12 protein-coding genes are annotated in these 14,806 nt (G+C 34.7%); 2 read left to right on the top strand and 10 right to left on the bottom strand.

The genetic code is table 11. The features are described from left to right. Positions 1–41: 41 nt before the first annotated feature. The 7 genes from JG553_RS11730 to JG553_RS11700 all read right to left on the bottom strand — a co-directional run bounded on the left by JG553_RS11730 (position 42) and on the right by JG553_RS11700 (position 7,711). On the bottom strand, positions 42–1,082 hold the full coding sequence (locus tag JG553_RS11730; protein WP_000163809.1) for a Gfo/Idh/MocA family protein: 1,041 nt from the start codon (positions 1,080–1,082) through the stop codon (positions 42–44). Between the two features lie 24 nt (positions 1,083–1,106). After that, positions 1,107–2,183, bottom strand: a complete 1,077-nt coding sequence (locus JG553_RS11725) for a Gfo/Idh/MocA family protein (protein ID WP_000153466.1) — start codon at positions 2,181–2,183, stop codon at positions 1,107–1,109. Positions 2,184–2,256: 73 nt separating this feature from the next. Beyond that, entirely contained in the window at positions 2,257–3,096 is an 840-nt protein-coding gene (locus JG553_RS11720) for a sugar ABC transporter permease (RefSeq protein WP_000162661.1), read from the bottom strand. 1 nt (position 3,097) lies between these two features. Continuing rightward, the gene (locus JG553_RS11715) at positions 3,098–4,366 is read right to left on the bottom strand and encodes a sugar ABC transporter permease (protein WP_000166888.1); all 1,269 of its coding nucleotides are present in this window, start codon (positions 4,364–4,366) and stop codon (positions 3,098–3,100) included. Between the two features lie 2 nt (positions 4,367–4,368). Further along, positions 4,369–5,640: a maltodextrin ABC transporter substrate-binding protein gene (locus tag JG553_RS11710; protein ID WP_000034961.1), complete on the bottom strand. Its 1,272-nt coding sequence runs from the start codon at positions 5,638–5,640 to the stop codon at positions 4,369–4,371. 12 nt (positions 5,641–5,652) lie between these two features. Continuing rightward, the gene (locus JG553_RS11705; protein ID WP_000818914.1) at positions 5,653–6,750 is read right to left on the bottom strand and encodes an ABC transporter ATP-binding protein; all 1,098 of its coding nucleotides are present in this window, start codon (positions 6,748–6,750) and stop codon (positions 5,653–5,655) included. Positions 6,751–7,132: 382 nt separating this feature from the next. Further along, on the bottom strand, positions 7,133–7,711 hold the full coding sequence (locus JG553_RS11700) for a M23 family metallopeptidase (RefSeq protein ID WP_000166917.1): 579 nt from the start codon (positions 7,709–7,711) through the stop codon (positions 7,133–7,135). Between the two features lie 208 nt (positions 7,712–7,919). On the opposite strand from JG553_RS11700, the gene JG553_RS11695 reads away from it, so the two are divergent. Both JG553_RS11695 and JG553_RS11690 read left to right on the top strand, forming a co-directional pair. Then, the gene (locus JG553_RS11695) at positions 7,920–8,546 is read left to right on the top strand and encodes an FMN-dependent NADH-azoreductase (protein ID WP_001151451.1); all 627 of its coding nucleotides are present in this window, start codon (positions 7,920–7,922) and stop codon (positions 8,544–8,546) included. A 189-nt stretch (positions 8,547–8,735) separates the two neighbouring features. Further along, positions 8,736–9,509, top strand: coding sequence for a tandem-type lipoprotein (locus JG553_RS11690; protein ID WP_000643616.1), 774 nt, complete (start codon positions 8,736–8,738; stop codon positions 9,507–9,509). A gap of 297 nt (positions 9,510–9,806) precedes the next feature. Here JG553_RS11690 and ggt read toward each other — a convergent pair whose 3' ends face one another. From ggt to JG553_RS11675, 3 genes are read right to left on the bottom strand one after another with little or no spacing between them, the layout of a single operon-like run. Further along, complete coding sequence (ggt, locus tag JG553_RS11685) at positions 9,807–11,813, bottom strand: gamma-glutamyltransferase (protein ID WP_000236428.1); 2,007 nt, start codon at positions 11,811–11,813, stop codon at positions 9,807–9,809. A 37-nt stretch (positions 11,814–11,850) separates the two neighbouring features. After that, positions 11,851–13,626 carry an ABC transporter substrate-binding protein gene (locus JG553_RS11680; RefSeq protein WP_000720804.1) on the bottom strand — a complete coding sequence of 592 codons (1,776 nt, stop codon included), beginning with the start codon at positions 13,624–13,626 and terminating at the stop codon, positions 11,851–11,853. Positions 13,627–13,642: 16 nt separating this feature from the next. Then, entirely contained in the window at positions 13,643–14,806 is a 1,164-nt protein-coding gene (locus tag JG553_RS11675; protein WP_000057899.1) for an ABC transporter permease, read from the bottom strand.

Below are 14,806 nucleotides of genomic sequence, written 5' to 3'. Positions count from 1 at the left end.
TTCTTTTTATATTGAGAATTTTGTATCATATATGATAATCATTAAAGTTGTATGCTCTTGTTATCAAGATCGCTACGATAAATCGCTTCTATAAGGGCATTTACATTGCGTGCTTCTTCCGGTTTCACCACAATCTCTTCTATCCCTAAACACGCATTGACAAAGTTACGCGCCTGTCTCTCACCAGCAATGTCTTCGTTATGCTCAACATTAGCTTTGCTTTCAAAAATAGTTCCAAAGCGGGGCTCATATATTTCAAATGGAAATAAATTGATACCGCCATCTTCTCCTGATAAACTAACGTGAACCTTATCTTCTTTGATATTTGCAGACCACGAACATTCAAACTGCATGCTTGCTCGATTGGCAAATGTCATATAACTAGTAACATGATCATCGACATCAAATTTAGTATGATCAAATGTTCCCCAATCATTAATTTGATTCGGTTGTTTGCTCAATTGATTATATGTTTTTCCTAGCACTTCATGCGGCACCATATCTTTACCTAGTAGCCACAAAGATAAGTCTAACAAGTGGCAACCATAATCGATTAAACTACCGCCACCTTGCAACGCTTTATTGGTAAAAACACCCCAGCCAGGCACTTTACGCCTACGCATCGCTTGTACACGTGCTACTAAAGGTTTACCAACCACACCTGATTCAATTGCTTTTTTAGCAGTAATTGCCACATCTGTGTGACGATAATGATATGCGACAGTTAATAATTTGTGATTTTTATTAGCCGCTTCAATCATGCGATCACACTCTTCCGTCGTCATCGCCATTGGCTTTTCACACAATACATGGACACCATGGTTCAATGCTTCTATAGAAAGATCAGCATGGAATTTATTAGGTGTACAAATGACCACCGCATCAACAAGTTTAAACAGCTCGCTAGGTGTCTCAACTGCATGAGGTATATTAAAGCGCTTCGCAACATCAATCATCTGCACTGTATTAATATCTTGTACTGCAACTAATGAGACTGTGTCTTTGAGTTTCAGCAATGCTGGAATATGACGGTCTTGTGCAATACCACCAACACCTATCACACCAACTTTTAATTTTGTCATGATGTGCCTCCTTACCGTATGATGTTATTCAAAGTAAATTGCTTTGCCTGATTTTGCAGACTGATAAATCGCTTCAAGAATTTTTGTAACTACCATTGCTTGTTCCGGTTTCACAACTGGTTCAGTATCATTTACAACTGCATCAATCCAAGCTTTTGCTTCTTCTTCAGCTTCATCCACTTCATTACCTTCATAAAAGTCGACGCCTTTGTTTTCCAATTCAACGTGTTTGGTATAAAGTGTACCCATGTCTTCACCATGAATACGTAGACCATCTTTCATATCAGCACCTGCTTTAGTTCCTGATAATGAACATTTTGCCTCATCCACTTCTAAAGAATTAATCGCCCAAGCGGATTCTAAAATGATCGTCGCTCCATTCTTCATTTTAATAAATCCAAACGCAGAATCTTCAACTGTAAATTCATCTGGATTCCATGAACCCCAAGCGTTTGCCGCATGATGCTGTTTATTTAATTTATGGAATGTTGAACCCATCACTGATTCTGGTTCATAATTATCCATCATCCATAACGTTAAATCTAAAGCGTGTGTACCGATATCGATTAATGGTCCTCCACCTTGAGCTTCTTCGTCTAGAAAGACACCCCATGTTGGTACTGCTCGACGACGAATGGCATGTGCCTTTCCGAAGTAAATGTCTCCTAAGTCGCCACGTTGCGCTGCTTGATGTAAAAATTGACTATCTGCTCGGAAACGATTTTGATAACCTATTGTTAATTTTTTACCTGTTGATTTAGCTGTATCTATCATTTTTTGAGCTTCTGCTGTCGTTTTAGCCATTGGTTTTTCACACATCACATGTTTACCAGCATGCAACCCTGCTACAGTAATTTCACAATGCGAGTCATTTGGCGTACAAACATGGATAACATCAATCGTGTCATCTTTTAACAATGCTTTGTAATCATCATAAACCTTTGCATTGTCAGTTCCGTATGCTTCTGCCGCACTCGCTGCTTTCGAAATGTCTACGTCACAAAATGCGATCATTTCAACATTTTCAACTTTTTGTAAACTTGGCATGTGCTTGCCATTCGCAATACCACCACACCCAATGATTCCAACTTTAATCGTCATCATAACGTCCTCCTTTTAATCTTTATCGTCATTAGTGGTTCTTTATCAATTCTGCCCCACTCCTAATTTCAAACTAACCTTTTGTCGCACCTGTTGTTAAACCTGATACTAAATAGCGTTGCAAGAACAAGAATACGATTGCTATAGGTACTGCAATCATAATTGCCCCTGCTGCAAACACTGTGAAATTATTTGCATACTTATCATTAATAAAGTTGAACAATCCAACTGCTAATGTGAATTTTTCAGGACTTCTTAATAGTATTTTAGGTAATATAAAGTCCATAAATGGCCCCATAAAATTGAACAAAGCAACAACTGCTAAAATCGGCTTAGCTAATGGAAGCATAATTTGTAAGAAAATACGCATATGCCCTGCACCATCAATTTTGGCAGATTCATCAAGTTCTTTTGGAATCGTATCGAAGTAACCTTTCACTAAAAAGGCATTCATCGGTATTGATCCACCAATATATACCAGTGTTAGTCCAAATAAAGAATCTAATAATCCAATTGTATTTAGCAAAATATAGATTGCGACCATTGCCATTAATACAGGGAACATTTGTAAAATCAAAAATGTAATCAGCCCGTATTTACGACCAACAAAGCGATATCTAGAAAAAGCATATGCTGTTAACGTGACAAATATCACACTAAACAGTGCATTTGCAGATGCTACGATAAGCGTATTTTTATACCAAGTCAGGTATTGACTACTGTCATCGAATAGTAAGAATGCATAATTTTTAAATGTTGCATTGTCTGGTATCATTTTGGCACCATACAAGTTCGTACCTGGATTAAGGGAAATGCCAAATGTCCACAGTAGTGGATATAAAATGATGACAAACATCATCGCTATAAAACTGTAAATACCGATTGCTTTTAATATGTTTTTCTTCTTTGTCATCTTATAAACCTCCCTCATCTTTAAACGTACTTGTACGTCTGAATTGAATAAATGCGACAATAGCAACAATAAATCCAATAATTAATGACACAACTGCACCCATGTTGAAGTTGTTAAACTCAAATGTCAGATTATACACCCAAGATATCAAGATATCTGTACTACCAGCATTCTGCCCTGACACTGGTGGACCGCCTTTATTAAATAGATAAATAAGATTAAAATTATTGAAATTACCTGCATATTGCATAATTAACAATGGCGCTGTGGCGTAAATGACATGCGGGAATGTGATGTTTCTAAACTTTTGCCAACTAGACGCACCATCCATATCTGCTGCTTCGTACCAATCTGATGAAATACTTTGCAGTACTCCAGTGAACAGTGCAAAGACAAATGGGAATCCAAGCCATACTTGAATGCCGATTAATGCCACTTTTGCCCAAAACGGATCACTTAACCATGCTGGTGCTACACCTAATAAAGGTTGCAAAATATCATTATTTATCGCACCAAATTCATCATTAAATAACGCTACAAATATTAAAATTGTCACAAATGATGGTACAGCCCAAGGTAGGATTAACACAGTACGGATAAATTTCTTACCTTTGACGACAGGGTGATTTACAATAATTGCCAAAAACAGCCCTAATGCAATTTGAAGTGTCGTTGCAACAAGCGTCCATACTAATGTCCAAGTAATAACACTGAAAAATGTTTTACGCCAAACGCCAATTGTGAATAACGTTTTAAAGTTATCTAAACCAACCCATTCTAATGTGTGTCTCGGAGGCGCGTTGTATAAATTGTAATTTGTAAATGCTACTCCAAACATAAATATTAATGGAAATACAACTACAAATATCAATAAGAATGTACCTGGTGAGATTAGTAAGTATGGGAACGTCTTGTCCCATGTTGCCACCATACGCGCCTTCGGATCCTTTATTTCCTCATTGCGATTAAATCGTTCAGCATTACGATATGCATCTAAAATATTAATGATATATAGCATGATTGCGAAAGCAACGAGTAAGATAGAAATAATACCTTGTGCAAGTAAGACACGAGAATCGTCTAACTTAGGTACTGTCCCTAATGTGAACAATCCCCAAAAACCAATATTTAAAAAGCTATAAAAAACAGAAATAAAACTGATGAAAAAGATAAAAAATATCGTCCCTTTAATGGGTCTTTTATTATAAAACTGTCCCAAACCAGGTATAACAGATAATAATGCCGCTAATTTAGGGTTACGTTTCGTCATAACTAATCTCCTTTCTTATCATTTTGTGATGGATGAAGAATCTTAATATTTTGCGTTATATCATTCGTCGCCTCATCTAACGCTTGTTTAGGATTCTTACCATTTGAAATAAATATGCTTGCATTGCCCATCGGTTCCCAAACTTGTCGCATTTCAGGAATATTAGGCATCGGTTCAGCATGACGTGCTTGCTTTTCAAACACTTTTAAATTTGGATTAGATGATTTCACGTCAACACGTCCAGTAATTTCGCTCATTTCATCTGTATATTTTTGTAATGTATCTTTACTAGTGATATACAGCATTAAATCTTTAGCCCAATACTTATGTTTACTATATTCAGATAAATACCAACCACGTACACCTAGAAATGGTTTCATAGGTTTGCCACCATCTGTAGGTAATGTTGTTACTCCTAAATCTTTACCAAACGTTTCTTGATATTCATTAATGTTCCACGGTCCAGTGACAAATTGTCCTACTTTTCCTTCTTTAAAAAGACCAATCATGACATCATGTGTTGCTGCCTTAGGAAGATACCCTTTGTCGTACCATTTTTGTAATCGTTCAGCATTCTTGACGACATGTTTTGAATTTAGTCCTAGCTGATGAATATCATATTCACTGCCATTTTTCTTGAAAATATAATCATCATTGCCGAATAAAAACGGATAATTAAAATAGAAATTTTTAGCATCAAATAACATACCGTATTGTTTCTTTTTACTATCAGTTAGTTTGGCAGCATTAGCTTCAACTTCTTCTAACGTTTGCGGTGCATTTTTCACTAATTTTTTATTATAAAAAAGTGCGGTTGTTTCAACGATAGCTGGCAATGCTAGTTGCTTATTGTCATAATTCATCGCTTTAAGTGCTTGCTTATTGAAACCTTTCAACTCATCTTTTGATAATTTGATTTCAGCAGCTAAGCCTTGTAGATAGGCACTTCCAGTATTATCATGTGCTAAGAAAAAGATATCTGGACCTTTTCCTGCAGGAGCGTCTAGCGAAATATTTTCTAGTTGATCATTTTGACCAATATTTACAAGCTTTACTTTGATGCCAGTTTTTTTAGTATATTGATCCGTAATTTTTTTATAAAACGCCATTTGCTTGTCGCCATCCACCCACATCGTAAGTTGGTTAGGCTTGTCTTTAGAATTATCTTTATTCAATGCTTTATCAATATCTTCTTTCGAACGATTAGGGCCACATGCAGTTACGATTAATAACATTACCACGGCTAACGTGATACATTTTAAAATTTTAGACATGAATACTCCCCCTTAGACGATACGATTTCCTGTTTTTTCATCAAAAAAGTGACACTTATTCATATCAAATGCTAGTGTAATCTTGTCGTTCGCCATCACTTGAGTTCTTGAATCTAATTTAGAAATCAATTCCATTCCTTGGAATGTGCTATGTACCATAATTTCTGAACCTAACAGTTCGGATACAACTACTTCAGATTCAAATTGTGTCTCTGGAGAAGTTTGAATAAATATTGGTTCTTCATGAATGTCTTCAGCTCGAATACCTAAAATAATTTCCTTGTCTAAGTAGCCAGCAGCTTTTAACTTTTCAAATTTTTTATTATGTAATTTAAAATGGTGTGTTCCTACCTTCAATCCGTCCATTTCAACTGTAGCATTCAACATATTCATTGCTGGTGAGCCGATAAATTGCGCCACAAATATGCAATTAGGGGCATCATATATTTCTCTAGGTGTGCCGACTTGCATAATGTCGCCATCTTTCAAAACAACAATTCGACTAGCCATCGTCAATGCTTCAGTTTGATCATGTGTAACATAAATTGTCGTAGTATTAAGTCGCTTATGTAATTTCAATATTTCTGTGCGCATTTGTACTCGAAGCTTCGCATCAAGATTCGATAATGGTTCATCCATTAAAAAGACTTTCGCATCCCTAACAATAGCTCTGCCCAAAGCAACACGTTGACGCTGTCCGCCAGATAACGCTTTTGGTTTACGACCAAGATACTCAGTTAATCCTAATATTTCAGCTGCTTCATTAACTTTTTGTTCAATCTCTTTTTTATTTACTTTACGTAGCTTTAGCCCAAATGCCATATTTTCAAAAACAGTCATATGTGGATATAATGCATAGTTTTGAAATACCATCGCAATATCTCTATTCTTTGGTTCAACATCGTTCATGCGTTCCCCATCAATATAAAAATCTCCAGATGTGATAGACTCTAGTCCAGCAACCATTCGTAATGTTGTTGATTTACCACATCCCGATGGTCCAACAAATACAATGAATTCTTTGTCAGTAATATGTAGATTAAAATCTTTCACTACAGTATTGTTGTTATCATACGTCTTTTTAATATGCTCTAACTTTAGTTCTGCCATGTTATGCCTCCCATACTTTGTTTACAGTTTGATTGTGCAATACACTTTGTGAAAACGTTTGCACAAATACTTACATAAATCATATATTCAGTCATTATTAATGTCAATCATAAATTGTAAACGTTTACATTACTGTCAGAATTAAACTTTTATACAGAAAATTGATATAGTGCACAACTATTTTCTAGTGTGACAATAATGTTTTTTATGTGCGATATTTCACTGCCAATGCTAACAACCTTGTCTTACATTTTAAGTAATATCTAAATCAAACAAGTATGACTTAGCATTACGATTTTCATTGAAAAAAGCAACCATTATGTAAGTATCATACTCACACAATGATTGCTTAATTTTTTAGACTGCGGGCACCCTTCTATAACTACAAATCATATAGGCTACGTTCCCCATCAGGTAACTGATCGATAAACGGTTTTGGATCTTCTGCATATGCATTACCTACGCCACCCTTCATTCTTTGAAAATGTAAATGTGCGCCTGTCGTTTGTATACCTGTATTGCCTGAATATGCAATAATATCACCTGCTTTGACTCGATCACCTACTTTGACATTATATTTGTCTAAGTGTAGATACCACTGGTGATATTCTCCATTGTCTTCGGCAATCTGTAATACCTTGCCGCCCAATTCATTATTAAAGATACGTGTTACTTTACCATTCGTCGGCGCTTTAATTGGTGTACCTTTTGGCAATGCAAAATCAATGCCATAATGCTTACCATCAAATGGTGAATGTTGATATTTACCAAAAGTCTCAGTAATCCGACTCCCTCTAAAAAAGTCTTCCCATTTTGAGTGTCCTTGTCCTTTATGATTTTGTGTCAATTTATCGGTATATTGGTTAAACCATTTTTGAATGTCATCTATATAAATAATCGTAAATAATAGTGAAAGAAAAATGATAATTGTTGCCAAAATACGTTTTGGTCGCTTTGTCATAGTGGCATCCATCCTTCATATATTTTGGGTATTAAGTATATATTCTAAATCAACTATTTCATAATTAAATGCACTCATACTTTAGTAGTACTGCCAAATATAGATGAAGAAAATGATGGTAATTTGAATATTTTGATTGATATTAAATTTTATATCGAGTATAATAATTATACTTAAGAAAATAACAGAAACAGAGGAGAATTTTCAAATGGCAAAAGTATTATATATTACAGCACACCCTTTTAATGAACTGGTATCAAATTCTATGGCGGCTGGTAAAGCATTTATCGAAACATATCAACAACAACATCCTGATGATGAAGTGAAACATATTGATTTATTTGAAACTTATATTCCAGTTATTGACAAAGATGTATTAACTGGTTGGGGAAAAATGAGTAATGGCGAAACGTTAACTGATGATGAACAAATGAAAGTTTCAAGATTGAGTGACATTTTAGAAGAATTTTTAAGTGCAGATAAATATGTATTTGTAACGCCTATGTGGAACCTTTCTTTCCCACCTGTAGTTAAAGCATATATTGATGCTATTTCAATTGCAGGTAAAACTTTTAAATATTCTGCTGAAGGACCACAAGGTTTACTAACTGACAAAAAAGTATTACACATTCAATCACGTGGTGGATATTATACTGAAGGACCTGCTGCTGATTTTGAAATGGGTGACCGTTATTTAAGAACAATTATGACATTCTTAGGTGTGCCATCATATGAAACAATCATTATTGAAGGACACAATGCTGAACCTCATAAGACTGAAGAAATTAAAGCAACTAGTATTAATAATGCTGAAAAATTAGCAACAACTTTTTAAATTTTTAGTTACACTGTGTGACGTCTCAAACGTCATGCAGTTTTTTATTGTATCTCTTTTCCGCTTTTTATAAATATCTATTATTTTCATAAATTTAAAATTTGATATTCACTTTAATACTGATGTAAATATTTTTCAAAATATATTATTATAGTGTTAATGAAGTATTTTGAGAAACGGTGGGAATGTATGAAAGCACATAAAATTTTCTGGTTAAACTTAGCAGCAATTATTATTATTTCAATTGTAGTCAGTGGCGATATGTTTTTGGCAATGAAGTGGGAACAAATTCATTTGAAAGATGGTCTTAAAAAAGTACTAAGTACGTATCCTATTAAAAACTTAGAAACGCTTTATGAAATTGATGGTCACGATAATCCCCATTATGAAAATAATGATCAAGACACATGGTATATAGAATCCTCTTATTCAGTTGTTGGATCAGATGAGCTTTTAAAAGAAGACCGTATGTTGTTAAAGGTAGATAAGAACACACATAAAATAACTGGTGAATATGACACAACTACAAACGATAGAAAAAATGCTACTGACTCGACATACAAAAGTTATCCAGTAAAAGTAGTTAATAATAAAATCGTTTTCACAAAAGACGTAAAAGATCCCGCGCTGAAACAAAAAATCGAAAACAATCAATTTTTGATTCAAAGTGGTGATTTAACAAGCATTTTAAATAGCAATGATTTGAAAGTCACACATGATCCTACCACTGATTATTATAATTTATCTGGTAAGTTGTCGAACGATAATCCAAACGTTAAACAATTAAAACGTAGATATAATATTCCTAAAAACGCATCAACAAAGGTGGAATTAAAGGGAATGAGTGATTTAAAAGGCAATAATCATCAAGATCAGAAACTTTATTTTTATTTTTCAAGTCCTGGAAAAGACCAAATCATTTATAAAGAAAGCCTTACTTATAATAAAATAAGTGAACATTAATACTTATGCTGTAATTATAGAAACATCCAAATCATCTATTAAAATCCTATATTATAAAAACACCTCACATAACTCGTTCAACTGTACCAAACCACATTACATTAGATTTTAGGCTAACTATTGTGATGTACATCAAAAACGAATTTGTGAGGCGTTGTATATTTTACAAAGGTGACTAGCGTTTCGTATAGCATTTCCAACATTACTACACTCAAGCGTCACGCTAAAGTTCGAAATCGAATCCTTTCATTCAACAAAAGCTCATATCCACTACAAACTTCATATCAAGCGTATAAACTATCTTGTGATACTATCTCGATCATATCTATAGTATGCATTTGTGTTCCGTTTCACTGAAGTATATGTATCATCAGTTAAGTATAAACCGTCATCCTTCAATGTTACTTGATAAGCATATTTCCGTGCTAACCAGGCAATATCTATATAATTTTCTCCTGCGTTTTCATAACTTCTTAAATCTTCAATATGTGCACTAACTTCAGGGAAAATGATTCTAACAACACTTTCATCAACCCAATATTTGTCATGCATCCATCGCACTTGATCTGCCAATAAAGGTAACTGCACATCATTGAAATATAGACGAAAGCCGTCACTATCATACATTTGCCGATATGGTAATGGCTGTTTTCTAATCACTAACACCTCGCCACCCATTACGGTGCCTTCTCTAGTATCATCACTTCCACCCGAAGCTTCATACGTTGTTGGGTCAACCTGTAGTCCATGTACATCTCCAATATAAGCATCTGGTTTATGTTCCATTGCATGTCCATGTGCAATCAATGCTAATATTGTAGATTGTGAAAATTGAGGCTCCCATTCAATGCGATTAGGATGGCTACTATAAATTCTAGGTTCATCTATAGCCTGCTGAATATCCATGCCAAACACTAATACATTGATTAATGTTTGCGCAACACTAGCAATGATACTTATGGCACCAGGTGCACCTACTGTTAATATTGGCTTCCCGTGATACATCACAATCGTTGGAGCCATGTTACTTAGTGGTCGTTTATATGGTGCAATTTCGTTAATACCACCATCTACTACATCAAAGCCATCCATTGTCGTATTCAATAACACACCGTAGCCTGGAATCGTGATACCTGAACCATAAATCATACCAATTGATGTCGTAAATGAAGCAATATTACCTTCCTTATCAATCACACAAAAATGAGTTGTTTCGGTATGATTTTCTTCAACATCTGTATGACTAATGCAATCAGACACAACACCATGCTCTATATCAATATTTGCTTTATTGCTATCAATGAGCGTACTGCGTGCTTTTAAATAATCATCATCAATTAATGACTGTACAGGCACCTCATGAAAATTATCATCCGCCAAGTATTGCGCACGATCACTATATGCTAAATGCATCGCTTGTATCAAATGATGCAAGTAATCAACAGATCTTGGACCCATAGATGGTAAATCGACATGTTCTAATAACTTCAATATTTGAATTACCGTGATACCGCCAGAACTAGATGGTCCCATTGAATAAATGTCATAGTCTTTAAATGTTGCACTGATTGGCGCTTTAATCTGAATGTCATATTTGGCTAGATCCTCTAAAGTGATTGTCCCACCACATGCTTTGACAACATTGACTAATTGTTTCGCAATGTCACCTTTATAAAATGCATTAAACCCTTGTTCTCTTAATATTTGAAATGTCTTACCTAATTCGGGTTGTACAATCCAATCACCTTCACGCCAATATTGATTTTCATGCGTAAATACTTGTGCCGTTTCATGATACTTTGTCAATCGTGCGTGTTGCTGGCGCGAATATTTTTCAGTAGCCCAATTGGCTGCATGACCTTCAATGGCTAGTTCAATTGCAGGATTAATTAAATCTTCCAATGACAATTTAGCATAACGCTTGTGAATATAATCAAACAGCTTTGGAATTGCTGGCACAGCGACAGTTTTACCATGTGTAGTCATATCAAAAAATGATTTATATTCGCCTGAATCATCTAGATAAAATTGTTTGTCTACATGTTCAGGTGCTGTCTCACGTGCATCAAACGCAGTTATACTGCCAGTACTTTGCTCATAATATAGCAAATACCCGCCACCACCAATACCTGATGCAAATGGTTCTACCACATTCAATGCCAGTTGAATTGCAATCACTGCATCCATGGCGTTGCCACCTTGATCTAATACATCCTTACCAATTTTAGCCGCAAGAGGATGTGATACGGAAATTAACCCTTCTTTAGATGTTTTTGTCTGTTTGTCATTTAAGTTAATGACCATACTATATCCTCCTACTTTCTGTTAAATATTTAAAACATTATTGATTAATGGCTTTTTCTACTTTTTCTAAATCTTGACGTTGCTCGTTACCAGTATCGACAAGTGGTGTAATCGGTGATGCAATTTTAAATTTATCGCCACGATAAAACTTAATAAATTGATCCTGATCTATCGCATTAACTACTGCTTGTCTCAAGTTTGGATGCGTCTTAAATATACCTTTTTTAATATTTAGCATTAAAAAGACTGACTTGCGTCCATTTTTGCGAATAATGCTTAAATTTTTATCCGACTTAATTAAATCAAAATGTTTTTGATTCACATCTGCCAACATATCAATTGAATGATTTCTAAGTTCTGACAATGCATTATTCGGGTCACCATTAAACTTCAATGTAATATTTTTAATTTTAGCTGGTCCATAACTACCTTTTTCTGTTTCGTTGAATCCTGGATTACGTTGAAACGTTGCTTGATATGCATTTTTCTGTGTCATAATGTATGCGCCACTTGCATACAGCGCATTTTTCCCATCTGAATTTGCAGGAATTGTACTGCTATCCCCATATCCTTTTGGATATTCTTGATTTACTTGATTAACAAATTTTTTAGATAAAATGCCTGCCGAAGAGTGTGTTAAGTAATTTACCTCTCGAGGCATCGATTGATCTGTCGTAATTTTAACAATTTGATAAATACCGTCTTTATTATTTACTTTTTGACCATCTGTCGTTAACGATTTGACGTTATAAGCTTTAATCAACTTATCATAGATTGATTTATCGTCCTTGTCTTTCTCTTTACGCAACTGATCGATGTCCTCATCTTTTAATATCTTGATGTCATTTATATGTTTGTGCATATTGTAAGTATTATTGTTAGGCACAGACTTTTTATCACGTGCTCTATCTAAAGAAAACTTAACATCTTCAGCCGATACACGCTCTCCAGTATTACGTGCTTGTCCATTGACCACTTTCGCAAAATAATCATCATCTCTTAACAAGAAATAAAATGCTTTATTGTCCTTATTCACAGCATAATCATGACTTAACGAACCTTTCGTTGTTAAATGATCATTTTCATCTAATAATAATAACCTTGTGTACATATTCATATTAATTGAATATACTGACGGCGCAATTGAACGTATTGGATCCAATGTAGGAATTTCACCATCTTGTTGTGTCATCACAAGTGGCCGCGTATCTCGTTCTCTACTATTGTTGTAATCAAATTGTTGCCATATTAATGCACGTGAATTTGGCAATCCAACACTATTTTTATCTAACACTTTATTGTCATATACTAAATTCTTTTTTGATCCATATAAAGGCGCCATATACCCTTTATCAAATACAACTTCATCTTCAATTTGCTTATATGTTTGTTTAACATCTGCTTCATTTTGAGTAGAAGCTTTATTTAACAACTGGTCTACATGTTTATCTTTCAATAAACTATTTGATCCTGTAGAACTAAATAATGCCGTCATAGCATAGTTCGGGTCACCAAACACTGTCATCCAGTCATCAATTTGGATATCATAATTGCCGGCTTGACGTTGTGTACGATAGCTACCATAATCTGGTTGGATATTCATCTTCACGTTAAATCCTGCATTTTCCAATTGATCTTTAACGATATTCATATCATTTTCATAACTTGCTTGTCCTAGGAAATGTATTGTTGGTCGCTCGCCTTTCACTTCAACTTTCGATGACTTTTGAGCCACTTCTGATTTCGTAGGGACACCACAACCACTTAATACCAACGCTAAAACTATAATTGCGATACTAATGATTTTCTTCACATCTATCCCTACCTTTTTAATGAATTCTTGGATCTAGTGCATCACGCACTGCATCACCTATAAAATTAAATGCTAAAACGACGAACATAATACAAACACCAGGTACAATAGCTAAATTACTGTGCGTTTCCAAGTAGTTACTACCGGTACGTAAAATGTTGCCCCATTCAGCTACATCAGGTGCAACACCAAGTCCTAGGAAACTTAAACTACTTGTTGTTAATACAACCACACCTATATTTAATGAAAAACGTACAATCATAGGCGCAATCGCATTCGGTAAAATATAACGCCATATGATATTCCAAGTGTTTTCACCAGTGATACGTGCTGCATCTACATATTCCATGCGTTTAATTTCTAAAACACTGGCACGCATTGTCCGTGCAAATGATGGTATATTACCGATACTTAAAGCAATAATTAAATTTGGAATACTTGCTCCAAATGATGCAATAATTGCCACCGCTAACAATAATGATGGAATTGCAAACACTACATCTAAAATTCGCATTATTAAATTATCAATATGATTAAAATAACCTGCGATAGTGCCTAGTAACACACCAAAAATAACTGCAATAACTACTGAAATAATTGAAATTGAAAATGTCAGCTTCGTTCCTACAACTACGCGTGTAAATAAGTCTCTACCGAAATCATCAGTACCAAACGGATAGGCTAGACTCGGTCCATGTAACAGTGCATTGAACTGATTTTTAGTAGCCAATGTCGTATCAAATGTAAATTGTGACACAATTGATAATGTCAGCATGTAGACTAAAATAAGTAACCCGATAATCGCAATACGATGTCTAGTAGTTTTTCGTATAAACGATTCCCACCCGTTATAACTATGTATTTGCGATGTACGTTGGTAACGTCTAATACTTACAAACATTAATAATGTAAATACGTTGCCTGTTAATGTCATCAACAATAACAACACTTCGACGATACGTCGCCATAGGTCATGATGCTTCCATGTTTGTTCCGTTGTTAAAATAATAATTAAAATGATGGTTAAAACGATTAGCAATGTTTCAGCAATATAGAACGTATCGGCCACATAACCTTTAAAAAGATTTAATGCACTCGTTAATATAACTAAAATATAAGTTGCTATGGCGTAACTTGCGAATAATTTTAAGGAAGCTATCTTTGAATTAAGTTGTGCCAT

The organism is Staphylococcus sp. T93, from assembly GCF_016743875.1.
Classification (GTDB): domain Bacteria; phylum Bacillota; class Bacilli; order Staphylococcales; family Staphylococcaceae; genus Staphylococcus; species Staphylococcus aureus.
The sequence above is the reverse complement of the archived record's forward strand: the minus strand, read 5'-3'. Positions and strand labels throughout refer to the sequence as shown.